Raw genomic sequence first — 22589 nt, forward strand, 5'->3', positions numbered from 1 at the left:
CGTGTGAACCGCCAGGGGTTTAAGCCCTGGCCGTTAGTGCGTGGCCTTGATGCGATCGACGACGCGTTGGGCGAGGTCGTCCGGCTTGAACTTGGCCAGGAAGTCATCGGCCCCGACCTTCTTGACCATCGCCTGGTTGAAAACCCCGGACAGCGAAGTATGCAGGATGATATGCAGCTTTTGCATGCGCGGGTCGCTGCGGATCTCGGCTGTCAGGGTGTAGCCGTCCATCTCCGGCATCTCGATATCGGAGATCATCATCAGGAACTCTTCTTCCGGGCGCTTGCCCTCATCCACCAGCTTGCGCAGGTATTCGAGCGCCTGGCGACCGTCATTGAGCGCCACCACTTCCACCCCGACCGTCTGCAGGCAACGACTGACCTGCTTGCGCGCCACCGACGAATCATCGACCGTCAGCACTCGCAGCAGCACCGCCTTGTCCTGCACCTCGGCATCGACCACCCCGGCCGAGATGGACTCGGAAGCCGGCGCCACTTCGGCGAGGATTTTCTCCACGTCGATGATCTCGACCATCTTGTTGTCGACCCGGGTCACCGCTGTCAGGTAGTGATCACGCCCGGTGCCCTTGGGTGGCGGATGGATCTCTTCCCAGTTCATGTTGACGATGCGCTCCACCGAGTGCACCAGAAAACCCTGGGTCTTGGTGTTGTACTCGGTGATGATCACAAAGCTGCTGCTGACATCTTCACTCAGACCGGGCATACCGGTCGCCATCGCCAGATCCAGGATCGGGATGGTTGCCCCACGAATATTCGCGACACCGCGCACTACCGGGTTGGACTTGGGCAGCACGGTCAGGGGTGGACATTGCAGCACCTCCCGCACCTTGAACACGTTGATCCCGTAGAGTTGCTCGCCATTGAGACGAAACAGCAACAGCTCCAGGCGATTCTGCCCCACCAGTTGCGTGCGCTGGTTCACCGAATCCATTACACCAGCCATGCAAGACTCCTTCACCAAACGCTTCGAACTTCGTACCCAGTCTCGGCACGCGCTTTGCTTTTTTAATCGTATGAACACGAAAACGACATTTTTCCGACGCCTGACCGGCCACCTGCCCAGCTTTCTTGCTGCGCTGTGCCTACTCACCCCTGGCGTTCGCCCTCTGGCTGACGCGTTCACCTTGCCTGAACAACTTATCGGCGTCACCCAAGGGTTTCTTGAATTCACCGTAGAAGACTACCTGGCCAGCAGCCAGACCGAAGGGCGCTACGAAATCCAGGTCAACACCCTCGATCCGCGCCTGCGCATGCCACTGTGCGACCGGCAACTGGACGCCAGCCTGGAAAGCCCGGCACAACCCCTGGGCCGTGTAACAGTAAGGGCTCGTTGCGACGGCGGCTCTCCATGGACGGTGTTCGTGCCCGCCCAGGTACGTCTTTTTCGCAATGTCGTGACCGTGGTGCGGCCACTCAAGCGCGAGAGTATTGTCGGCGAGCAGGACGTCAGCCTGCGCGAACGCGATGTAGGCGTGCTCAACCAGGGTTTCCTGAGCAGCCTGGATCAGGCTGTCGGGCTCAAGGTTATCCGACCAACGGTCATGGATCAGGTGCTGACACCCCAACATCTGGAGCAGGCCGAAGTGGTCCGCAAGGGCGATCAGGTGGTCATCACCGCCCGCAGCGGCACGCTCAGCGTGCGCATGCCGGGTGAAGCCCTGAGCAAAGGCGGTCTGAGCGAGCAGGTCCGGGTGCGCAATCTCAACTCCAAACGGGTGGTCAAGGCCAGGGTAACCGGGCCGGGCCAGGTGGAAGTGGCCATGTAAACGAGTGAACAAACGAAGAACCCTGGCGATCAGCAACTGCTTTTCCTAAACTGTGTCGCAGTGGATGCCCTGAACGTGCCGCGCATGCTGCAGAGCAATTGCGCCTAAAGTTTCTTTCGGGTTGGCCGAAAACAAGGCAAGCGTCCATATACCCAGAGGTTTTCTGATCATGGTCATCGACTTCAGTCGTTTGAATAACTCCCCGTCGGTTGCCGGCGTGCGCACAGGCAACAGCCAGGAAAGCACCAGCAGCAACGCAGCAGCCAAGGCCGACAGCGTCACCCAGAGCGGTGCCAGCGGGGAAGCCGTACACCTCAGCCACGAGGCCCAGCAGTTGCAAAAGGTCAGCGACAAGCTGCGCGACCAGCCGATTGTCAACAGCGCCCGGGTGGCGGAGTTGAAACAGGCTATCGCCGACGGCAGCTACCAGGTCGACAGCAACCGCGTCGCCAGCAAACTGCTTAATTTCGAAGCCCAGCGCTAGCCCCTGGCGCGCTGACTTCAGGACGCTTGAACCAAAGAGCCAGCCATGCACGACACTACCCTGCTGCAATTGATCGAAGATGACTTTGCTCCAGCGCAACAATTGCTCGAATTGCTGCAGACCGAGGCGACTGCCCTGCACGGCCGTGACATGCCGCTGCTGGAAGACATCCTGGCGCGCAAGCAATCGCTGGTAATCCTTCTCGATCAACAAGGTCGGCGGCGCAGTGAACTGCTTGCAAGTCTTGGCCTGAGCCAGGACCGCGAAGGCGTTCAACAGCTGGCCAGCCAGTCGCAACTGGGCGAGCTGCTTCTGCAGCAACTGGATGTCCTGGGCAAACTGCTTGCCGACTGCCAGGCGGTCAACGAGCGTAATGGTCGCTCGATCCAGCTTCAGCAAAGCACCACAGCCAATCAGATCAGAATCCTCATGGGCGGCGAATCACCGTCGCTCTATGACGCCCGTGGGTCGACCTCGCCCCTCGCCAAGCCGCGGGCGCTCAGCCAGGCTTGATTCCTTGTATCAAGGCACGGAACATACTGGCAAAATGCCGTTACTTGCGTGTGTCGTTTTTGCCTGGAGATTGATTACCCGTGTTCAATGAAGCAGAAGCTCCGCAGCCGCCAAAGGTGCTTACCACCCCGTTGGAAATTGCCGCCAACTTGCGGTCGCTGCAAGAGAGCCATGACCCGCTGATCATCACCTTTCACGAACGCAGCCAGCGCTTCCAGAGCTACGTGGTCGAGGTTGACCGCGAAAGCAATCGCCTGGTGCTTGATGAAATGATCCCCCGCGACGGTGAGCGCCACCTTGAAAATGGCGAACCGTTCCGGGTCGAGGGCTTTCATGATGGCGTGCGTATCGCCTGGGAGTGCAACACCCCGCTGAGCATCAGCGAAGTTGACGGCCATCGCAGCTACCGCGGCGTACTGCCGACCGAAGTGGCCTACCACCAGCGGCGCAATGCCTTTCGGGCTGCGCTGAAACTGTCGCAACTGGTCGATGTCAAGCTCGACGGCGACAAGCTCAAGGGTAATGGCGAGTTACGCGGCAAGCTGCTGGACATCTCCGCCACAGGTTGCAAGCTGCGCTTTGAAGGCAATGTCGAGGAGCGCCTGCAGCTGGGCCAGGTGTACGAGAAGTTCGCCACGAGCGCACCGCTTGGCTTGTCCCAGGTTGAGGTGGAGCTTCGCCACCTGCATTTCGAAGAGCGCCTCAACGCTACCTTCGCTGGCGTACGCTTTCACAACCTGAACGGGCAGATGCAGCGCAAGATTGAAACCTTTGTCTATCAACTGCAGCGTGAAGCGCGTCGGTTCGATAAAGACGATTACTGACTCGAATCCCTATCGCCGGGTAAGCCCCGCAATTTGGTGGGAGCGGATTTATCCGCGAAGGACTGCATAGCAGTCCCATCGTTGGGACCGCAATTGCGCCCCTTCGCGGATAAATCCGCTCCCACGCCCCCGGGGCGTTGGAGAACCCTGATTTCAACCGGGTCTGTATTCACACTGGCGCCGGCTTCTCCTCTGAGCCACCAGCATCAGCCTCCTCTTCTCCCTCAGTATCCTCAGCCGCCACCGGCGCCTGCATCTGATCCTGCACGACTTGCTCATCAACCCGCGGGTCAAGTGCTGCCGACAGTGGCGAGCCTGCCGCCGGCATAGCCACGTGATTGAGCGGCGCATCGTCAACCTGATGCAGGCCGGTGACCGCCTTCGGACGAATTCGCCAGACCAGCACCAGGGCGAAAAAGACGAAGAAGGCGTAGAGCATCTGGGTGCCGAACACTTTCATCAGCACACCCGCCACCAGCGGCCCGATACTGGCGCCGACCCCGTAGGTCACCAACAGCATGGCGGTAAGCGAAACCCGTCGCTCGCTTTCCACATGGTCGTTGGAGAAAGCCACCGCCAAGGGGTACAGGCAGAACTGCAGCAACGACACGGCAAAGCCGGCGACGAACAACACGATAAGCGGCACCGTCGGCATGATCGCCAAGGGCAACGCGGCGATGGCCAGGCCTACCGCTACGCTACGGATCAATACAGCGCGATCGTAGCGGTCCGACAACCAACCCAACGGCCATTGGACCAACAGGCCAGCGAAAATACAGCAGCCCATGAACAGGCCGATGTACTCGGTGCTCAGCCCTTGCTTGGCCGCATACAACGGTGCCAGGCCATAGAAGGAGCCGACGATCAGGCCAGAGCCCAGCACCGTGCTCAAGGACTGTGGTACCCGCTTGATAAAGAACCGTGGCTCCATCGGTGCCGGATGCAACGGTGCCGGGTGAATGCGCCGGGTCAGCGCGACCGGTACCAGGCACAAGGCAAAACACATGGCCACCAGCATCAACAGCTCCGGCCCCAGTTGCGGGTGCGCAACCAGAATCAGCTGACCCAGCACCAAGCCCAGATAGGAAGCGATCATGTAGCCGCTGAACACCGCGCCGCGCTGCTTGGCATCGGCCTGCTCGTTGAGCCAGCTTTCGATGACCATGTACTGGCACATCATCCCGAGACCTACGATCACCCGCAGGAACAACCAGGCCGGCAACCAGCTGACCAGGCCGTGCCCGAGCACCGCCGCGCCGACGATACCGGCACAGGTGGCATAAGCGCGGATATGTCCGACCCGGGCAATCAGCCGGTGACCGATCTTGCCGCCCAGCGCCAGGCCGAAATAGTTGGCAGCCATCAGCGCACCCACCCAGAGGCTGTCGACATGATCGGCAGCCAGGCGCAAGGCCAGGTAGGTACTCAACAAGCCGGAGCCAATCAACATCATCAGCGCAGCAAAATACAGCGCGCGAAAAGACTTCCAGATCTGTCGCATCAGCGTCCCGAACGGCCCCTTGAGCAGGTGGAAAAACTGCTTGAAAGCATAAGTGAAAATAACCGCGCTGCAGATCCCGGGAATAAAAAAGACTATGCCTGAGCCGCCAGCACACGACGCTCCCACGGGGTGATTTCATCGAAGAAACTGGTCAGCTCCAACGTCTTGGTGGCGATATAGCCTTCAATGAACTCGGTACCGAACAGTTCCCGTGCAAGCTCGCTACGTTTCAGACGCTCAAGGGCTGCATGCAAGGTACATGGCAGGCGCAAATGATCCGGCACGGCAAACTCGCCCTGGATCGCCGGCGCCGGCTCAAGCTGCTGTTCGATGCCATACAGGCCGGCGGCAAGGCTGGCGGCAATCGCCAGGTAAGGGTTGGCGTCGGCACCGGGCAAGCGATTCTCGACCCGTCGCGCCACTGGCGAGCTGGCCGGGATGCGCAGACCGGCAGCGCGATTGTCCTCGGACCAGCAGGCATTGTTAGGCGAGGCGTAAGGGTGGCACAGGCGCTGGTAGGAATTGACGTTCGGCGCGAACAGCGCGGTGAAGTCCGCCATGCAGGCCTGCAAGCCACCGATGAAATGATGGAAGGTCGCCGTCGGCTTACCGCCAACGTCGCTGAACACATTGCGCCCACCATTGATCTCCACCAGGCTCTGGTGGATATGCATAGAGCTGCCCGGTGTATGCGGCAAGGGTTTGGCCATGCACACCACGGTCAGGCCATGCTTGAGCGCGACCTCCTTGAGCAGGTGCTTGAACAGCAGGGTCTGGTCGGCCAGCAGCAACGGATCGCCATGCAACAGGTTGATCTCGAACTGGCTGACGCCCATTTCATGCATGAAGGTATCGCGCGGTAAGCCCAAGGCCTCCATGCAGCGATAGACCTCGCGGAAGAACGGTCGCAGGCCATTGTTGGAACTGACACTGAATGCCGAATGCCCCTCTTCGCGACGGCCATCCTTGCCCAGTGGTGGCAGGAACGGCTGGTGCGGGTCAGTGTTGGGGGCGAAGACAAAAAACTCCAGCTCAGTCGCCACCACCGGTGCCAGGCCGCGGGCGGCGTAACGCGCAATCACCGCCTTGAGCAGACCACGGGTGGAAAGGCCTGAGCTTGCGCCGCTCAGTTCGACGGCATCGCAAATTGCCAGGGCGCGGGGTTCGTCGCTCCAGGGCAGACGGTGAATCTGCTGATCATCGGCTACCAGGGCCAGGTCGCCGTCGTCACTGCCGTAGAAGCGCGCCGCCGGATAGCCACCCATGATGCACTGCAACAGCACCCCACGGGCCATCTGCAAACGGCGGCCTTCGAGAAATCCCGCAGCGGTCATTACTTTGCCGCGCGGTACGCCGTTGAGGTCCGGCGTAACGCACTCGATCTCATCAATGCCCGTCAATCGCTCCGCGAGAGCGCACTGGCCACTGGTCGTCATGACACTATCCTTATTGTTTGCGCATGCCGTGAAAGGCGACAGCTACAACATAGGCACCGAGTGTTCGGAATTTCAAGCACCCGGGGATAATACGATCATAATTTCCCACGGGGCTTACCCCGGCAAGGTCAAGCCATTGGCCGGCAACGGCAACGCGGTCTTGTAGCGCACCTGCTTCAAGGCGAAGCTGGAGCGGATGTTGGCCACCCCGGGCAGGCGTGTGAGGTAATCAAGAAAGCGCTCCAACGCCTGAATGCTCGGCAGCAGCACCCGCAACAGATAATCCGGATCGCCGGTCATCAGGTAGCACTCCATGACTTCCGGGCGCTCGGCGATCTCTTCTTCAAAGCGGTGCAGGGATTGTTCCACCTGCTTTTCGAGGCTGACATGAATGAACACATTGACGTCCAGCCCCAGTACTTCCGGGGCCAGCAAGGTCACCTGCTGACGAATCACGCCCAGTTCCTCCATGGCCTTGACCCGGTTGAAGCACGGCGTCGGCGACAGGTTTACCGAACGGGCCAGCTCGGCGTTGGTGATCCGGGCGTTTTCCTGAAGGCTGTTGAGAATACCGATGTCCGTGCGATCCAGTTTGCGCATGAGAGAATTTCACCTGTTTTTTGTCTTTATAAAGAATGTTTATCCGCAAGCCCGAACAAAGGCAATGAACTTGAGATAAATATTCTTCAGGCGCGCGAATATCATGTAGGACAAGACTGACTCCCTAGTCACAAGCCGGGGTTTCAGCAGCGACCGCTTCAAAGCTCAACAAAAACACAAGACAGAGCGAGCGTAAAAAAGCATGAACGAGTACGCCCCCCTGCGTCTGCATGTGCCCGAGCCTACCGGCCGGCCAGGCTGCCAGACTGATTTTTCCTACCTGCGTCTGAACGATGCCGGCAAGGCCCGCAAACCTCCCGTCGATGTAGAAGCTGCAGATACTGCTGACCTCTCCTATAGCCTGATCCGGGTGCTGGACGACCAAGGCAATGCCCTGGGCCCGTGGGCCGAGGACATCAGCCCCGAGATCCTGCGCCAGGGCATGCGTACCATGCTCAAGACCCGCTTGTTCGACAGCCGCATGGTGGTCGCCCAACGGCAGAAGAAGATGTCCTTCTATATGCAGAGCCTGGGCGAGGAAGCCATCGGCAGCGGCCAGGCGATGGCCCTGAACCGCAGCGATATGTGCTTCCCCACCTACCGCCAGCAGAGCATTCTCATGGCCCGCGACGTGTCGCTGGTGGAGATGATCTGCCAGCTGCTGTCCAACGAGCGCGATCCGCTCAAGGGCCGCCAGCTGCCGATCATGTATTCGGTGCGCGAAGCCGGTTTCTTCACCATCAGCGGCAACCTGGCGACCCAGTTCGTCCAGGCCGTGGGCTGGGCCATGGCGTCGGCCATCAAGGGCGATACCAAGATCGCCTCGGCCTGGATTGGCGACGGTGCCACGGCCGAATCCGACTTCCACACCGCCCTGACTTTCGCCCACGTGTACCGCGCGCCGGTGATCCTCAACGTGGTCAACAACCAGTGGGCGATTTCCACCTTCCAGGCGATCGCCGGCGGTGAGTCGACCACCTTCGCCGGTCGCGGCGTGGGCTGCGGCATCGCCTCGCTACGGGTCGACGGTAACGACTTCATCGCCGTCTACGCCGCCTCACGCTGGGCTGCCGAACGCGCCCGCCGCGGTCTGGGTCCGAGCCTGATCGAATGGGTTACCTACCGTGCCGGCCCACACTCGACCTCGGACGATCCGTCCAAGTACCGCCCTGCCGACGACTGGAGCCACTTCCCCCTGGGCGACCCGATCGCTCGGCTCAAACAGCACCTGATCGCCATCGGCCACTGGTCCGAGGAAGAGCACCAGGCGGTCACCGCCGAGCTTGAGGCCGAGATCATCAAGGCGCAGAAAGAAGCCGAGCAGTACGGCACCCTGGCCGGCGGTCAGATGCCAAGCCCAGCCTCGATGTTCGAGGATGTCTACAAGGAGATGCCGGAGCACCTGCGCCGCCAGCGCCAGGAACTGGGGGTCTGACATGAACGATCACAACACCACTATCCAGTTGGAAACCGCCATGGCGACTACTACCATGACCATGATCCAGGCCCTGCGCTCGGCCATGGACATCATGCTTGAGCGCGATGACAACGTGGTCGTCTACGGCCAGGACGTCGGCTACTTCGGCGGCGTATTCCGTTGCACCGAAGGCCTGCAGGCCAAGTACGGCAAATCACGGGTCTTCGATGCGCCGATCTCCGAAAGCGGCATCGTCGGCACGGCCGTGGGCATGGGTGCATATGGCCTGCGCCCGGTGGTCGAGATTCAGTTCGCCGACTACTTCTACCCGGCCTCCGACCAGATCGTCTCGGAGATGGCGCGCCTGCGTTACCGCTCGGCCGGCGAGTTCGTCGCCCCGCTGACCCTGCGCATGCCCTGCGGTGGCGGCATCTACGGCGGCCAGACCCACAGCCAGAGCCCCGAGGCGATGTTCACCCAGGTCTGCGGCCTGCGCACGGTAATGCCGTCCAACCCTTATGATGCCAAGGGCCTGCTGATTGCCTCGATCGAGAACGACGACCCGGTGATCTTCCTGGAGCCAAAACGCCTGTACAACGGCCCGTTCGACGGCCACCACGACCGCCCGGTAACGCCTTGGTCGAAACACCCGGCCAGCGCCGTACCCGATGGCTACTACACCGTGCCACTGGACAAGGCCGCCATCACCCGCCCTGGCAATGACGTGACCGTGCTCACCTACGGCACCACGGTGTACGTGTCGCAAGTGGCCGCCGAGGAAACCGGTGTCGATGCCGAAGTCATCGACCTGCGCAGCCTGTGGCCACTGGACCTGGAAACCATCGTTGCCTCGGTGAAAAAGACCGGTCGCTGTGTGGTCGTCCACGAAGCCACCCGCACCTGCGGTTTTGGCGCCGAGCTGATCGCGCTGGTTCAGGAGCACTGCTTCCATCACCTCGAAGCCCCGATCGAACGCGTCACCGGTTGGGACACCCCCTACCCGCACGCGCAGGAATGGGCGTATTTCCCCGGTCCTTCACGAGTGGGCGCGGCATTGAAACGGGTTATGGAGGTCTGAATGGGCACGCACGTCATCAAGATGCCGGATATCGGTGAAGGCATCGCACAAGTTGAACTGGTGGAATGGTTCGTCAAGGTCGGCGACACCGTCACCGAAGATCAGGTCGTGGCCGACGTCATGACCGACAAAGCCACCGTGGAAATCCCCTCGCCAGTGAGCGGCAAAGTACTGGCCCTGGGTGGGCAACCCGGTGAAGTCATGGCCGTGGGCAGCGAGCTGATCCGCATCGAAGTCGAAGGTGTGGGAAATTATCAGGAAGGTGCTACCGCAGCGGTTGCCGTAGCCCCGGTGGCAACGCCAGCGCCGATGGCGGCAAGCAAGCCCGAGCCTGTCGTCCCAGTACGCAGCGCAGCCCCGACTGCCGCCGCTACCCTCACCAGCCCGCAACGCTCGGCCAGCATCGTACCGCGCGAAGCCAACGAACGCCCACTGGCCTCCCCGGCCGTGCGCAAACGCGCCCTGGATGCCGGTATCGAACTGCGTTATGTACACGGCAGCGGCCCGGCCGGACGCATCCTCCACGAAGACCTGGATGCCTTCCTCGTTCAGCCGACCCAGAGACCCCAGGGAGCGCCTGGTGGTTACAGCAAACGTAGCGACAGCGAACAGATCCCGGTCATCGGCCTGCGCCGCAAAATCGCCCAGCGCATGCAGGATGCCAAGCGTCGTGTCGCGCACTTCAGCTATGTCGAGGAGATCGACGTCACCGCCCTGGAAGAGCTGCGCCTGCACCTGAACAAGCAGTGGGGCGACAGCCGCGGCAAGCTGACCCTCCTGCCGTTCCTGGTGCGTGCCATGGTCGTGGCCCTGCGCCAATTCCCGCAGATCAACGCCACCTACGACGACGAAGCCCAGGTCATCACTCGCCACGGCGCGGTGCATGTCGGCATCGCCACCCAGGGTGACAATGGCCTGATGGTACCGGTGCTGCGCCATGCCGAAGCTGGCAGCCTATGGAGCAACGCTGGCGAAATCGTGCGCCTGGCCAATGCCGCGCGCGGCAACAAGGCCAGCCGTGAAGAGCTGTCCGGCTCGACCATTACCCTGACCAGCCTGGGTGCCTTGGGCGGCATCGTCTCCACGCCAGTGGTCAACACGCCGGAAGTGGCCATCGTCGGGGTCAACCGCATGGTTGAACGGCCAATGGTGATCAACGGCCAGATCGTCATCCGCAAGATGATGAACCTGTCCAGCTCGTTCGATCACCGGGTGGTCGACGGCATGGACGCGGCACTCTTCATCCAGGCCATCCGCGGCCTGCTCGAACAACCCGCCAGCCTGTTTGTGGAGTGACCATGCAACAGACCCTCAACACCACCCTGCTGATCATCGGTGGCGGCCCTGGCGGCTATGTCGCAGCCATTCGCGCCGGCCAACTGGGTATCCCCACCGTACTGATCGAAGGCCAGGCCCTGGGCGGCACCTGCCTGAACATCGGCTGCATTCCCTCCAAGGCGCTGATCCATGTCGCCGAGCAGTTCCACCAGACCCGGCAGCACAGCCAGCAGTCGAACCTGGGCATCAAGGTCTCGGCACCGAGCCTGGACATCGGCCAGAGCGTGGCCTGGAAAGACGGCATCGTTGATCGGTTGACCAGCGGCGTCGCCGCCCTGCTGAAAAAGCACGGGATCAAGGTGATCCACGGCTGGGCAAAGATCCTCGACGGCAAGAGCGTCGACGTCGATGGCCAGCGCATTCAATGCGAGCACCTGCTGCTGGCAACCGGCTCCAGCAGCGTCGAATTGCCGATGCTGCCCCTCGGCGGCGCGATCATTTCTTCCACCGAAGCCCTGGCTCCCAAAGCCCTGCCCAAGCACCTGACGGTAGTCGGCGGTGGTTACATTGGCCTGGAGCTGGGTATTGCCTACCGCAAGCTCGGTGTCGAAGTCAGCGTGGTCGAGGCTCGCGAGCGGATTCTGCCGACCTACGACAGTGAGCTGACCGCACCCGTAGCCGAGTCGATCAAGAAGCTCGGCATCACGCTCTACCTCAAGCACAGCGTCGAAGGCTTTGATGCCGGCAGTAAGCGCCTGCAAGTGCGCGATCCGGCTGGAGCGTTACTGCAGCTGGAAACTGACCAGGTGTTGGTGGCTGTAGGTCGCAAGCCGCGTACCCAAGGTTTCAACCTGGAAAGCCTGGCGCTGAAAATGAACGGTGCGGCCATCGCCATCGACGAACGCTGCCAGACCAGCATGCGCAATGTCTGGGCCATCGGCGACCTGAGCGGTGAACCGATGCTCGCCCACCGGGCCATGGCCCAGGGTGAGATGGTGGCTGAAATCATCGCCGGCAAGACCCGTCGCTTCGAACCCAGCGCCATTGCCGCGGTGTGCTTCACCGATCCGGAACTGGTGGTGGTCGGCAAGACCCCGGAGAACGCCGAACAGGAAGGCCTGGACTGCATCGTTGCGCAGTTCCCCTTCGCGGCCAATGGGCGGGCCATGACCCTGGAATCAAAAAGCGGTTTCGTGCGCGTGGTCGCGCGTCGCGACAATCACCTGATCCTCGGTTGGCAAGCCGTCGGCGTTGGCGTCTCGGAATTGTCGACAGCGTTCGCCCAGTCCTTGGAAATGGGCGCCCGCCTGGAAGATGTGGCGGGCACCATCCATGCCCACCCGACCCTTGGCGAGGCGGTCCAGGAAGCGGCATTGCGGGCACTCGGTCACGCCCTGCACCTGTAACACACTGAAGCGGCTACGGCCGATTTGACCCGCTGCGCGCAAGTGCAGCGGGTCTTTTTTTGGTTCTTCACGGAATCCCGGGAAGAACCTTTTTTTGCCTCGGGCCACCCTGCCCGCACATGACTCAACGTACCGACAGGCCGTTGGCTTCGGCCTTGATCCAATTATCGATTTCGACTTCAACGACTTCAGCCACCTGAGCGCCTGGTTTGAGCGTGTCAGCCAGCGCCCCGCGGTGCAACGCGGCATCAGCCTGCCGCAACCGGCGACCGGCCCCTGACACTTTGCGCAGAAGAGAATCGACATGAATGAGACCGTGATACGCACCGACCACGCAATCACCCGAGGCGCCATCGCGGGACACAGCTACTGCCCAAACCCGCCACGGGCAAGATTCCATTGCTAGTCACTGGCTCGTCGCGCCAATCGATGCAGTGACTAGGAGAACATACCGATGGTTGGCTGACCTACCCGCAATCAACGCAAACCATCATGGGCCCGAGACAACTTGCGGAGAAAATCCGCACTTGGCGCAACCACATACCGGACCAAGGCTTTCGCCCCCACGTTAGCAACGAGTGGATCGACCTGGATGAGGACCCGAACTGTCCGCGTACCCCGCTACGCGGTGGCTATGTACTCAAGACCGGTCGCAAAGGCCTGATCGAGCTGCTCGGTGAATGGCGTGATGCCGGTGTGAACCATGCGGCGCTCGGCATCCACCTGGCGCGACGCCCTGCGCAAGAAATCATTCAGGAGCTGGGCGAAGAGGTTCTGCCTTTGTTCCCAGCCCACGCCGGGCCGCTGCCGTTGGCACAACACTGGTAAACACAAGCCAGGGCGGCGCTTGACTCATGGACCTTCTCCCTTGCACAACCCGGATGCCCGTCGACGCGAGCAGGCCAGTATCGCCGAGCCCGGCGTCGCGACCACCAGTGCGACCCAGGAGTTTCGCGACTACATGGCCCTCTCGCCTGCCGAGAAGATCGAGCTGAAGATTGCTGAACAGATGAAGAAGGAGACCGAACTGCAATCGCTGGCCGCGCTCAACGCACACACTCAGGGGTCTGCACTTTCGGCCAAGCTGACGGTGCAACTGGCTGCCAACGGACAAGACGCAGAAAACAGGCAGAGAAAAACCCCGCTGGCCTGAGCCGGCAACTACTGTCAGTAGCCAGGTAAACCTGAGGCTGCCCAGGCAGCTGCCAGCCTCAGTGGATTCAGGCATACACCCAGAATGCACTCTCGGCAAACTGTTCCCCCTTCCACCAACTTGCCCTGCCGCTGCCATAACGAAAGTTCGTCGCGCCAGCCTGGCTCTGCAGGAGCGAGGTCAAGCGTCTGAAGACTAGTGCTGGTAAACCAGAGAACTCGTCCACAATTTTTCGGGTGTATTTGATAGAGCATTCTTAGCGACGGATTGCGAGGCGTAATTCTCCGCACCTATCACAGCAACAATCCAAAATTCGGTGAGCCCCGTAGCCTGACGCAGGCCTGCACTCAACTCCTTATACCCTGGGTAATAATTTCTTTAGCGTACCCGCTCCCTCGCTACGGAGTTGCAACGGCATAGCCCTCATCGAAACAGGGAACACCGTTTCTGGTTCCTCCCGAAACGAACATGACCAAAGACTTAACCTGCCCTTGCTCGACCCTCGCATAGGAGAATCTTGTCTTTCCGTTCCATCTACGGGCTGCCACACGTCTCTGGTCGCGGATGCTTTAGCTTCCAAGGTTGCTTTGGGGCAAGCCTCGACTATGCTCCTGTCTGGAAACTCCCTCCCTGCGGCTCTTCACAAGGACGTCACCATGAATGCAGAACAGGACAGCAGAGTCATCACCGGTATCATTCGTGCCTACGGCGGGTCAGCCTATACGATGACCGCCACTTCCACGCCGAAGGTCAAAAGCCCCGGTTTGTATGTGCTTTATTTCGTCACCGACAGCGCGCAAGGCTTTTGTATTCCCCTTTACTGTGGCTTCACCTCGCGCTCACTGGAGGTGCGGTTGAAAGAGCACGCCCAGCCTGGAGGTCAGATTTACACGATGCGCACCCCCGGTGGCGTCAAGACCACGTCGGGGATCCCCATCGCCACGGCCAATGGTGAGGTTTATATCGGCTTTATCGAAAGTACTGGCATGCTTGCGAAGCTGATGGAAAGCAGCCTTCTGCTCAATTACGACTTCCTGCTCAACGCTTCGGAAAACGGTCAGAGGCGGCTGCTGGATGTTACCCAAGTAGAGGAGTCCAACTGGGCTGCGCTTGACGACACCCACACTGCCAGGGAGCAGATAAGTCATTGGGACACCAAGGTGGAAGACACCGTCAATGAAGCCATTGACGATGCCAAGCAACTGAGCCTGAGCCTGGAAAAATTCAAGGGCTACGTTTGACTGCGTCAGCACCGAGCGCACGTTACGGAACGGCACAGGCCAACCCGGCCATGGTGTCCCCCGAAAGCTTTTCGGAGCAGGCGCTGGCGCAGAACGATGAAGGGCATCGGTTGTGTCTGCAAGGTTGTTTCGAGGCTGCCGAGGCATGCTTTCGATACGCAGTACAACACCAGCCCGACTGGCCCGTCGCGCACAACAATCTAGGCTGGGTTCTGCAGGCCCAGGGCCGCAACGAAAACGCTATCGGCAGTTACAAGTCCGCTTTGCGCTTGGAACCGGGCTTCGTGCTGGCTCGGGCCAATCTGGCCTATCTGCTTGCCCATCTGTATGTGCACATAGGCCAGTACGATGCCGCACGGGGCATGTGGCGGGTGCTGGCCGAGCTGTATCCGCAGGACCCCGAAGTGCTGGATAACCTCATCAGCACGGCGCTGCGGGCCAATGACCTGGCCGATGCAGGGCATTGGGCCATGCGTCATGTGGCGGTCACTCGCGGCAGTGCCTGGCAACCGCTGCCAGGCGATATGCCCGAGGTTCCCATACCTGCGCCCAAGCTCAGCCGAGGCAAGCTGAGCCATGATCTCGAACAGTTGCGCTACCTGCGTGGCCGGCAATTGGTGAGTCCGGAATTGGATGCCGTAATCGACGACTATGTAGCCGCGCTACAAAGTTTCAACGAGAGCGACAGTATCTTGCAGCAGAAGTTGTACGAGACCTGGCCGCTACAATCCACCTACGGTCGGGTTATCCACCATCTGCCGGCCGCACGCCAGGACGAGGGTGCGTTAAGCAATAACGAGGTGCTGCGCCGAGCGGAGCAGGATTACCAGCAAAGCCCGCTGGGCGTGGTAGTGATCGATGATTTTCTGACACCGCAAGCGTTGATGCAACTGCAAGAGTTCTGCTTGCAATCCACCGTTTGGCATGCCAACCGTTACGCCCATGGCCGTCTGGGGGCATTCTTCAGGGACGGTTTCAACTGCCCGTTGCTGCTGCAGGTTGCCGAGGAAATCCAGCAGTATTTTCCCAAGGTGATCGGCCCCCGGCACCCGCTGTTGCAAATGTGGGGGTTCAAGTACGGGCATGACCAGCCGGCCACCTATCCACATGCCGACTTCGCCGCGGTGAACGTAAATTTCTGGATCACTCCCGATGAAGCGAACCTGGATAACAACTCAGGTGGGCTGGTGATCTACGACGTCAAAGCACCGCCGGACTGGGACTTCGACACCTACAACCGGCAAGGTGACCGGATCTCCGCGTTCCTGCAGGCATCGGGCGCGCAGCCGCTGGTCATTCCCTACCGCTGCAATCGCGCGATCATTTTCAATTCGGACCTGTTCCATGCCACTGCGCCGCTTGCATTTCGCCCTGGCTACGCCAATCAACGCATCAACATCACTCTGCTTTACGGTGAGCGCGAGCGCGCTGGGCAGGGCTAATGCAGGAGTGCCCGGCACCTTGCGACGCCGGGCTGGCGCGGCTCAACTGCCTTTAGTTTGCAGGCTCACTTGCAGCGTGCCGATGTTGTCGCGCAAACCTACCCCGTAGACCCCGTCCAAGTCATCGTTGATGCACAACTGCAGCGGCCCCGACTGGCCCGCTGGCGCTTGCGCGCCGGCCCCCACCAGAAATGGCGCATTGCTGCCGATTTTGCCGATCAATGCGGCTTCCGGCGCACCTGGCAAGGTGTAGCGTGCAGGAGCTTTGTAGCCGGGGTTGCCAGCGGGGCCGACCATGCCGGTGGCGGGGTTTGCGGTCCATGACCCTTGGGCGCTGATCTGGGTGATCTGGCGGCCGGTCACAGTCAGCCCGCTTGCCTGCCAAGCCTCTTTGGCTTGTACGATCAGGGTGATCGGGTAAAGCACATTGACGGCATCGCTGGTGCTGGCGGCATCGAAACCTGCACCGGCCAAGGCGCTGGCCATTTCCGGCGCGGGCGTGCCGGGCAACACGTTGGGGTCAAGGATAATCCCACCAATATCGAGTGCAGTCAGACTCGGATAGGTTTCATGCAGGATGATCGCTAGTTCCGCTGCGGTGATGGGCGAGAACACCTCGTGTACCGCTTCGGCCACCACAGTGCCTTTATGAACGAGCTCCTGGTGCGGCAGGGCGAACGCCATGGCGCCGATGCCGGTTGATGCCGACGTCGTTGCCGATGCCAGTGCGGCACGCACCGCTTCACGAGGGCCCAAGCCTCGCTGCTTGAGGGGTTGCAGGAGGCCGATCAAGGATTGTACATCGATTGTCATGCGGGTATTCCTCTATGTGTGGCAATGACTGCCTTGCGATAGTCAGGGGAGGCAGATCAACCCTGCGGTGGCGGACTGGTGCGGGCCCAGCCCGACCAGTCGCCACCCGGTGAACCTTGGGCGATGTGCCAGAGCTGATCATCTTTGTCGACAGCCCACAGCAGTACACAACCGGTGTTCTGCAAAGCTGCCGCGATTTTTTTCATGGGCGTCGGCTGCCCCTTGAAACCAGGGCCTTCCCAGCGGCTCCAGGGGCCGCCGGCAGTGGTCTGGTACAACGTCCACAGCTGGCCGCTAGCGCCGACACCCCATAGCTCCACACCACGGTTGCCATGCTGTTCCGAGGCAGCAATAGCGGTAAAGGGTTCGGGCTGCCCGAAAAAACCGGGGCCTTGCCAAGCGCCCCAGTCGCCACCGGGCGACTGCTGGCTGATGCCCCACAGCTGACCATCGCGGTCAAGCCCCCAGAACATCACGTTGCCATTGTTCTGTTGCGCAGCCGCCAGCTTGAACAGAGAAGTGGGCTGGCCCTTGAAGCCGGGGCCCTCCCAATGGCTCCAGGTGCCGCCTGCGGTGAGTTGGTACAAGGTCCAGACTTGGCCGTCAGCGCCCGCCGCCCACAGCTCGACGCCACGGCTGCCACCCTGTTGCGACGCCGCCAGTTGCTCGAAGGCACAAGGCTGGGCGCCCACATCGGGGCCGCTCCAGGTGTTCCAGTCGCCGCCAGGGCTGCCCTGGCTGCAGGTCCAGACGCTGCCTGCGCCGTCCAACCCGGCAAACAGCACGTTTCCATTGTTCTGTAGCGCAGCTGCCAGTTGGTGCAAAGGCGTCGGCTGGTTTTTGAAGCCCGGACCTTCCCAGGCGCTCCAGGTTGCACCGGGGACTCGTTGGTACAAGGTCCATACCTGCCCCGACGTGCCGGCTACCCACAATTCGATGCCACGGTTGCCGGCTTGCATCGAGGTGGCGATCGTCGCGAAGGGCTCCTGAACGGGTGGGCCGGGGTAGAGCACCTTGATGGCATCGGCCACCGCAGCCGGTGAAAAGCCTGCCGCGACCAGTGCGCTCTGCATCTGCCCGGCTGTGGCTTCGGGGAACACTTGCGGCGCAAGCAGGATCTTGCCGATCTCCACTGGCCCAAGGTCTGGGTAGAGCTGGTGCAGGATGCTGGCCATCTCGTTGAGAGTGACAGGCGCATAGGCCTGAACCAGCGCCTGGGCCAACGATACGCGCTTAAGGGGCGCATCGGCTTGGCGTGTGCCGGAGGTGTCGGTGCCAAGTTGCGCCAGCACGGTACTCGCAGCCTGCGCGGCGTCCATGCCTTGTTGGCGCAGGGGCTGCAGGAGACTGAACAGACGCAGGACATCAGTTGTCATGAGGGACTCCTTGCTTCAGTGATAAGCGCTGACCAGCGCGATGGACAGATCCAGGGGGGACAGGCCGGGGAACACTGCCTTGAGACCCTCGCCGGTATCCTCCGCCGGGTATCCGGCTTGCGCCATGGCCGCGGCCAGGTCCTTGGCGACCAGTTCGGGGAATACCCTGTGCAGACCGGTTGCACATGCCGCGCCGGTTGCGCCTTCGGCACGAAGGGCACGAGCCGTCTGCACGGGGCCGGGGTAGGCTTGGATCAACGCTGCCGCCAGGGCCTGTGGTGGGGTCTGCGGCCAAGCGGCGAGCAGGCCCTTGCTGGTGTCGGACACGGCGTACCCCCCCTTGGCCATGGTGCTGGCCAGGGTGTCGAGGGTTAGATTCGGGAACGTCCGCAACAGCTGAGGCCCACAGTCGGCACCAGGCACGCCTTGCGCGAGCAGACGGGTGGCCATTTGCACCGGGTCTGGGTAAGCCTGTGCCAGCGCTGCCGCCAAGGCTTGTGGTGAGGTCTGCGGCCAGACGGCCATAAGGCCTTTGCTGGTGTCGGCTACAGCGTAACCGCCCTGGGCCATGGCGCTGGCCAGGGTATCCAGGTCCAGATTTGGGAAGGCCTCCAGCAACTGTCGGGCGCAACTGGCCCCCTCGACCTTCTGGCCGTTGAGAGCAGTAGCCATCTCCACCGCGTTGGTGTACAGCGTGATGGTGATATCGACTGTAGTCGAAGGAGCGCCAGGCACGACGTCGTCCTGGCCCACGGCAGGGATGGCCTGGACCACCAGTTGGTAACGCCGTGGCGAGCCAGCGACGCTGGTGAGTGTCAGCTTGGCAATCAGTTCGTCGCCCTGGGCGCTTGCCTGCAGCTCGGTGACTTGCAACGGGCTGTCGGCGCTGTGGATGAGCGCCTGATAGCGCGTGGCATTGGCTACTGCCTGCCAGCGCAGGGTGGCGCTGCTGCCGGCGGTGCTGGCCTGCAGGTTCTGCGGCTGGCCCAGACGAGCCAGGGTCAGCACTTCGCTGGCCGGGCTTGCCACGGTGGCATTACTGCCTTGCGTCACCAGGCTGAAACCGAAGTCGCCGGCAGGTGCCGCCGCATCGAAGGTGATCGCGCACTGCGTGGGCGGGGCTTGTTGCGGTTGGGCCGGTTCGATGTGCCGGTCAGCGACCCAGGTGCCACCAGCATGAGTGCTGGAAAGGACATAGGATTGCGCTTCGGGCACGGCCGTCCAGCTCAGCATCACCCCACAGTCAGGCGCGGTGATGCTGCTGTCGGTGTGAGCCCTCAGGGATGTCGGTGCAGCAAGGCGCTGGAACGATGCGCCGACCCATTCGGTTTTGGCGTCGCCATGGATGCCCTGTACCTGGGCCTTATACTGGCCGGAGGACCATTGGGCGTCGAAATCGAAATGGGTCTCTCGCAAGGCGATGTCCAGGCCAGGCTGGTCGAGCAGCACTTGTGCGGCACTGTCGAGCAACTGGGCGTGATAGCCGGCGTTGCCCTGGCCACCGCCCCAGGTGAGTGTCACTACCCGGTTGGCGATGCTTACGCTGGGGTGGTCGGGGGGGCTTTGGGTACCCGTTCCTGTTCCTGTTCCTGTACCCGTACCCGTACCCGTACCCGTACCCGTGCCTGTCCCTGTCCCAGTACCTGTCCCGCCAACGATCGCGATGACAGCCGCAACCGTACCCGCTACCGCCGCACCTGCGCCCGCTGCTCCGGCGGCAGCCGCTTCGGATGCGGCCAGTGCTGAGGCCGCGGTTGCCGCCACGGCGTCGGCGGCGGCACCGTCGATCAGGCTCTGGCACGCAAGCGTGGCTGCGTAGGACGCTGCCGCCTTGCCCGCCGTCAGGCCGATTACCGCCGCAATGGCCTCGCTGTTTCTGGCTAGGCCTTTAACGAACGACTCCGCGGCTCCGGCGAGCGCGCGATCGATGTATGCCCCGAGTTCCGAAAGCTTGACCGAGTTGGGGAGCGGGATCGAGACAATGCCAGGGAAGGGAATCGCCACGGCGGTGAGAGAAGTGCCTGCGATCGACAGGGTGTAGTTGCCGTCCAGTTGCAGGCTGACGCCGTCGTCCTGTGTGCTGAACGACACGCTGACTTTGAACTTCGATTCGAGCAGGGTCTTGAAGGCGAAGTCTACCAACTTGCCGCAGCCGGAACTGCCTTGTTCGGACAGATTTTGCAGCGTCTTGATGAAGTCGATCGCTTTGGTCAGGTAGTCGAAGCTCGGCCAGTTGGTGACCTGGAAACCGCCATCCTTGCTGTAGCGCACGCCCAGCGAGGTGTTTTTCGGCAGGAAGGGCGAGTAGTCGGACAGAGCGGTGAGCGTGCCGTCGATTTGCATGTTGCCCTTGCTGTTCTTGCTGGCCATCACGCTGACATCGACGCCGAACGATGCCTGCATGAACCACAAACCGCCAGCAAACCCCATCGACTGCTTGCCCGACACCGTGGATATCGCCAGCGCCGGGCCACCGCTGGCGCTGGTCGCTTTAGGCGCGGCGATGGTCAGGATGTAGATGTCGATCGGCTTGCCCAAGGCGATGGAAGCTGTGACGCCGTCCTTGGCGATCTGGATGTTGCCGACCACTTCGAAGGTGGTGACCAGTGTCAGGTCGAACAGCGCCTGGATATTGAAACCAGGCTGGTATGCGATGCTGCTGGCAGGCGGTACGGCAGGCAATGTGCCGGGCACGGCGGGGCAGGCGAATGTATCCAGACTCAGCGATTGGGCGCTCGCCGTGCTGCAATAGTAGAGCTGGCTACCAGCCTTGAAAACGATGTCGATCAGCGAGGTGGGCCATACCTCGCTACCGATGCACTGGTTGAATACATCACCGATCGAGAGGGTCTTGTCGACTTTGACGCTGGCGACCTGAGGGGTGCTGTTTTGCAGATAGATGTACCCGGTGAGCTGCGCCGAGCCCACCTTGACCGTGCCCTGCACCTGGAAGTTTTTCTGTGCGGTGGCGCCGCCATAGCGAGCGAAGACACCGAACACCAGGTTGCTGAACGAGATGCCGGTCATGGCCCCGCCGAACAGTTTGGGGATGCTGGCTCCGGGGGTGGCGGTCTGCAGGCAGGCGGCGAATGTCTTGTTGACGTCGTCGGAAACCAGCGCACCGCTGAAGACGTAGTTGTTATCGAACAGCGAGACGGTGAGATTGCCGTTGACGCTTAGTTGCCTGGCCGTGGTGAACTGATAGCGGATCTTGATGTTCTCGAAACCGAATAGGCCAAACAACTTGATGTTTGGAAGCGCCGCAGTGTAGATCGCCTGTTTGACGGCGGTCCCGGCCGCAGTACCGCCGGCTAGCAGGGCGGCCAATGAGAGTGTGTCACCGGCGCCTGCCGAGGTGTCGTAACCGATCTGCAACAGGCTGCCGAAGAGTTCTATGTCTTTTAGACTTACCGTGAGCCAGAACCCACAGGTGTTGTCCATGGTAAGGGTGGTTTTGGCCACGCTCATGGGGACCGGCGTCTGTGGAAAAACGCTGAACAGATTGGTGCCACTGGGCGGCGTACCGTTGCCGAAATGGCTAAAGGTGAAGAAACCCGCATCCTGCACCAATAAACGGCCGGTAGGCAGTTGCGTATTGAATGCGCTGTTGATCAGGTCAAGAACATCCATCCCTCCAGCATTCGCGGCGGCCAAGTCTGCGTAGATCAGGCTGTATTGACGTGATAGGTCCAGTTGGCACTTGCTTCGGGTGGCGAACTTGCCACCAAAAATCTCTGACCAGGCAAAATGTGCCGAGACGCGGATATCCATGGGCGAGTGGCCCTCCCGCAGGCAACGTATTTCGAAGCGGCGGGGCAATGGCTATTGCCCCGCCATATAAGCGAGCGTGGTTCAGCTGAAGGTATGGGTCTTGGGATCGTAGTTGCCTTCCGAGACGACTACGTTCAGGTCTTTCACCACATCGCTGCCAATGGCGCCCGAGATCACGTCCATAGGTGGCGACACGGCGACGTACACCTGATTGGTAGCACCCACGGCGACTGCAAGCAAGGTTTGCGGGTCCGGAGTCTTGCCGCCAGCTTCGGGAGCCTGGGAGATGACACTGAACTGGAACGGTACATCCTTGGTGGGGGCGGAGCTGGGGATGTTGAGCGAGGCGGTGTAAGTTTTGTTGTCGATGTTGAAGACTGCGTTAACGATAGCGCTGATGGCCATTATGAGAACTCCATTCTGCATTGACGGCGATTGCGATGAGTGACCAGCTTCCTAGTACACGATGG

At 61.3% G+C, this 22589-nt stretch carries 20 protein-coding genes and 1 pseudogene; 12 read left to right on the forward strand and 9 right to left on the reverse strand.

The window, feature by feature from the left end:
* Positions 1 to 33 precede the first annotated feature (33 nt).
* Positions 34 to 963 (reverse strand): chemotaxis protein CheV, encoded by a 930-nt coding sequence (locus tag ACRESH_RS05345; protein WP_431740982.1) that lies wholly within the window; start codon positions 961 to 963, stop codon positions 34 to 36.
* 70 nt (positions 964 to 1033) lie between these two features.
* On the opposite strand from ACRESH_RS05345, the gene flgA reads away from it, so the two are divergent.
* The 4 genes from flgA (at position 1034) to ACRESH_RS05365 (ending at position 3607) form a co-directional block, all read left to right on the forward strand.
* Positions 1034 to 1786 carry a flagellar basal body P-ring formation chaperone FlgA gene (gene flgA / locus ACRESH_RS05350; protein ID WP_431740983.1) on the forward strand — a complete coding sequence of 251 codons (753 nt, stop codon included), beginning with the start codon at positions 1034 to 1036 and terminating at the stop codon, positions 1784 to 1786.
* Between the two features lie 169 nt (positions 1787 to 1955).
* Positions 1956 to 2270, forward strand: coding sequence for a flagellar biosynthesis anti-sigma factor FlgM (flgM, locus tag ACRESH_RS05355; protein ID WP_431740984.1), 315 nt, complete (start codon positions 1956 to 1958; stop codon positions 2268 to 2270).
* 45 nt (positions 2271 to 2315) lie between these two features.
* Positions 2316 to 2783, forward strand: coding sequence for a flagella synthesis protein FlgN (locus ACRESH_RS05360; protein ID WP_431740985.1), 468 nt, complete (start codon positions 2316 to 2318; stop codon positions 2781 to 2783).
* A gap of 80 nt (positions 2784 to 2863) precedes the next feature.
* Positions 2864 to 3607, forward strand: coding sequence for a flagellar brake protein (locus ACRESH_RS05365; protein WP_431740986.1), 744 nt, complete (start codon positions 2864 to 2866; stop codon positions 3605 to 3607).
* Positions 3608 to 3776: 169 nt separating this feature from the next.
* Here the strand turns inward: ACRESH_RS05365 and ACRESH_RS05370 are convergent, their stop codons facing one another.
* The 3 genes from ACRESH_RS05370 to bkdR all read right to left on the reverse strand — a co-directional run bounded on the left by ACRESH_RS05370 (position 3777) and on the right by bkdR (position 7144).
* The gene (locus tag ACRESH_RS05370) at positions 3777 to 5108 is read right to left on the reverse strand and encodes an MFS transporter (RefSeq protein ID WP_431740987.1); all 1332 of its coding nucleotides are present in this window, start codon (positions 5106 to 5108) and stop codon (positions 3777 to 3779) included.
* A gap of 92 nt (positions 5109 to 5200) precedes the next feature.
* Positions 5201 to 6442: a glutamine synthetase family protein gene (locus tag ACRESH_RS05375; protein WP_431741007.1), complete on the reverse strand. Its 1242-nt coding sequence runs from the start codon at positions 6440 to 6442 to the stop codon at positions 5201 to 5203.
* A gap of 216 nt (positions 6443 to 6658) precedes the next feature.
* Positions 6659 to 7144, reverse strand: a complete 486-nt coding sequence (gene bkdR, locus ACRESH_RS05380) for a Bkd operon transcriptional regulator BkdR (RefSeq protein WP_045189126.1) — start codon at positions 7142 to 7144, stop codon at positions 6659 to 6661.
* Positions 7145 to 7346: 202 nt separating this feature from the next.
* Here bkdR and ACRESH_RS05385 point away from each other — a divergent pair, with 202 nt between their 5' ends.
* From ACRESH_RS05385 to lpdA, 4 genes are read left to right on the forward strand one after another with little or no spacing between them, the layout of a single operon-like run.
* Complete coding sequence (locus tag ACRESH_RS05385; RefSeq protein WP_431740988.1) at positions 7347 to 8579, forward strand: 3-methyl-2-oxobutanoate dehydrogenase (2-methylpropanoyl-transferring) subunit alpha; 1233 nt, start codon at positions 7347 to 7349, stop codon at positions 8577 to 8579.
* 1 nt (position 8580) lies between these two features.
* On the forward strand, positions 8581 to 9639 hold the full coding sequence (locus tag ACRESH_RS05390; RefSeq protein ID WP_431740989.1) for an alpha-ketoacid dehydrogenase subunit beta: 1059 nt from the start codon (positions 8581 to 8583) through the stop codon (positions 9637 to 9639).
* A complete protein-coding gene (locus ACRESH_RS05395) occupies positions 9640 to 10935 on the forward strand; it encodes a dihydrolipoamide acetyltransferase family protein (protein ID WP_431740990.1) in 1296 nt (431 codons plus the stop codon).
* A gap of 2 nt (positions 10936 to 10937) precedes the next feature.
* Entirely contained in the window at positions 10938 to 12323 is a 1386-nt protein-coding gene (gene lpdA / locus ACRESH_RS05400) for a dihydrolipoyl dehydrogenase (protein ID WP_431740991.1), read from the forward strand.
* 124 nt (positions 12324 to 12447) lie between these two features.
* On the opposite strand, the gene ACRESH_RS05405 is transcribed toward lpdA, so the two are convergent.
* Entirely contained in the window at positions 12448 to 12585 is a 138-nt protein-coding gene (locus tag ACRESH_RS05405) for a hypothetical protein (protein ID WP_431740992.1), read from the reverse strand.
* Between the two features lie 101 nt (positions 12586 to 12686).
* Between ACRESH_RS05405 and ACRESH_RS05410 the strand changes: the two are divergent.
* The 4 genes and pseudogenes from ACRESH_RS05410 to ACRESH_RS05425 all read left to right on the forward strand — a co-directional run.
* Positions 12687 to 13151, forward strand: a pseudogene (locus tag ACRESH_RS05410) (LLM class flavin-dependent oxidoreductase); the annotation flags it as partial.
* 40 nt (positions 13152 to 13191) lie between these two features.
* Positions 13192 to 13476, forward strand: coding sequence for a hypothetical protein (locus tag ACRESH_RS05415; RefSeq protein WP_431740993.1), 285 nt, complete (start codon positions 13192 to 13194; stop codon positions 13474 to 13476).
* Between the two features lie 656 nt (positions 13477 to 14132).
* Positions 14133 to 14717, forward strand: a complete 585-nt coding sequence (locus ACRESH_RS05420) for a hypothetical protein (RefSeq protein WP_431740994.1) — start codon at positions 14133 to 14135, stop codon at positions 14715 to 14717.
* On the forward strand, positions 14714 to 16159 hold the full coding sequence (locus ACRESH_RS05425) for a tetratricopeptide repeat protein (protein WP_431740995.1): 1446 nt from the start codon (positions 14714 to 14716) through the stop codon (positions 16157 to 16159). Before ACRESH_RS05420 ends, ACRESH_RS05425 begins: the two co-directional genes overlap by 4 nt.
* Before the next feature lie 42 nt (positions 16160 to 16201).
* Here ACRESH_RS05425 and ACRESH_RS05430 read toward each other — a convergent pair whose 3' ends face one another.
* The 4 genes from ACRESH_RS05430 to ACRESH_RS05445 form a co-directional block, all read right to left on the reverse strand.
* Complete coding sequence (locus ACRESH_RS05430) at positions 16202 to 16972, reverse strand: hypothetical protein (protein WP_431740996.1); 771 nt, start codon at positions 16970 to 16972, stop codon at positions 16202 to 16204.
* Between the two features lie 56 nt (positions 16973 to 17028).
* The gene (locus ACRESH_RS05435; protein ID WP_431740997.1) at positions 17029 to 18348 is read right to left on the reverse strand and encodes a hypothetical protein; all 1320 of its coding nucleotides are present in this window, start codon (positions 18346 to 18348) and stop codon (positions 17029 to 17031) included.
* A 15-nt stretch (positions 18349 to 18363) separates the two neighbouring features.
* Complete coding sequence (locus tag ACRESH_RS05440) at positions 18364 to 22119, reverse strand: hypothetical protein (RefSeq protein WP_431740998.1); 3756 nt, start codon at positions 22117 to 22119, stop codon at positions 18364 to 18366.
* Positions 22120 to 22200: 81 nt separating this feature from the next.
* Positions 22201 to 22524, reverse strand: coding sequence for a hypothetical protein (locus ACRESH_RS05445; protein WP_431740999.1), 324 nt, complete (start codon positions 22522 to 22524; stop codon positions 22201 to 22203).
* Positions 22525 to 22589: the final 65 nt, after the last annotated feature.

The organism is Pseudomonas sp., from assembly GCF_050739775.1.
Taxonomy (GTDB): Bacteria; Pseudomonadota; Gammaproteobacteria; order Pseudomonadales; family Pseudomonadaceae; genus Aquipseudomonas.

What these genes read in the sequence shown, in the direction of transcription:
- ACRESH_RS05345 (WP_431740982.1), bottom strand. Translation starts at nt 963, where the DNA reads ATGGCTGGTGTAATGGATTCGGTGAACCAGCGCACGCAACTGGTGGGG.
- flgA (WP_431740983.1), top strand. Translation starts at nt 1,034, where the DNA reads ATGAACACGAAAACGACATTTTTCCGACGCCTGACCGGCCACCTGCCC.
- flgM (WP_431740984.1), top strand. Translation starts at nt 1,956, where the DNA reads ATGGTCATCGACTTCAGTCGTTTGAATAACTCCCCGTCGGTTGCCGGC.
- ACRESH_RS05360 (WP_431740985.1), top strand. Translation starts at nt 2,316, where the DNA reads ATGCACGACACTACCCTGCTGCAATTGATCGAAGATGACTTTGCTCCA.
- ACRESH_RS05370 (WP_431740987.1), bottom strand. Translation starts at nt 5,108, where the DNA reads ATGCGACAGATCTGGAAGTCTTTTCGCGCGCTGTATTTTGCTGCGCTG.
- ACRESH_RS05375 (WP_431741007.1), bottom strand. Translation starts at nt 6,442, where the DNA reads ATGACCGCTGCGGGATTTCTCGAAGGCCGCCGTTTGCAGATGGCCCGT.
- bkdR (WP_045189126.1), bottom strand. Translation starts at nt 7,144, where the DNA reads ATGCGCAAACTGGATCGCACGGACATCGGTATTCTCAACAGCCTTCAG.
- ACRESH_RS05385 (WP_431740988.1), top strand. Translation starts at nt 7,347, where the DNA reads ATGAACGAGTACGCCCCCCTGCGTCTGCATGTGCCCGAGCCTACCGGC.
- ACRESH_RS05390 (WP_431740989.1), top strand. Translation starts at nt 8,581, where the DNA reads ATGAACGATCACAACACCACTATCCAGTTGGAAACCGCCATGGCGACT.
- ACRESH_RS05395 (WP_431740990.1), top strand. Translation starts at nt 9,640, where the DNA reads ATGGGCACGCACGTCATCAAGATGCCGGATATCGGTGAAGGCATCGCA.
- lpdA (WP_431740991.1), top strand. Translation starts at nt 10,938, where the DNA reads ATGCAACAGACCCTCAACACCACCCTGCTGATCATCGGTGGCGGCCCT.
- ACRESH_RS05420 (WP_431740994.1), top strand. Translation starts at nt 14,133, where the DNA reads ATGAATGCAGAACAGGACAGCAGAGTCATCACCGGTATCATTCGTGCC.
- ACRESH_RS05430 (WP_431740996.1), bottom strand. Translation starts at nt 16,972, where the DNA reads ATGACAATCGATGTACAATCCTTGATCGGCCTCCTGCAACCCCTCAAG.
- ACRESH_RS05435 (WP_431740997.1), bottom strand. Translation starts at nt 18,348, where the DNA reads ATGACAACTGATGTCCTGCGTCTGTTCAGTCTCCTGCAGCCCCTGCGC.
- ACRESH_RS05440 (WP_431740998.1), bottom strand. Translation starts at nt 22,119, where the DNA reads ATGGATATCCGCGTCTCGGCACATTTTGCCTGGTCAGAGATTTTTGGT.
- ACRESH_RS05445 (WP_431740999.1), bottom strand. Translation starts at nt 22,524, where the DNA reads ATGGCCATCAGCGCTATCGTTAACGCAGTCTTCAACATCGACAACAAA.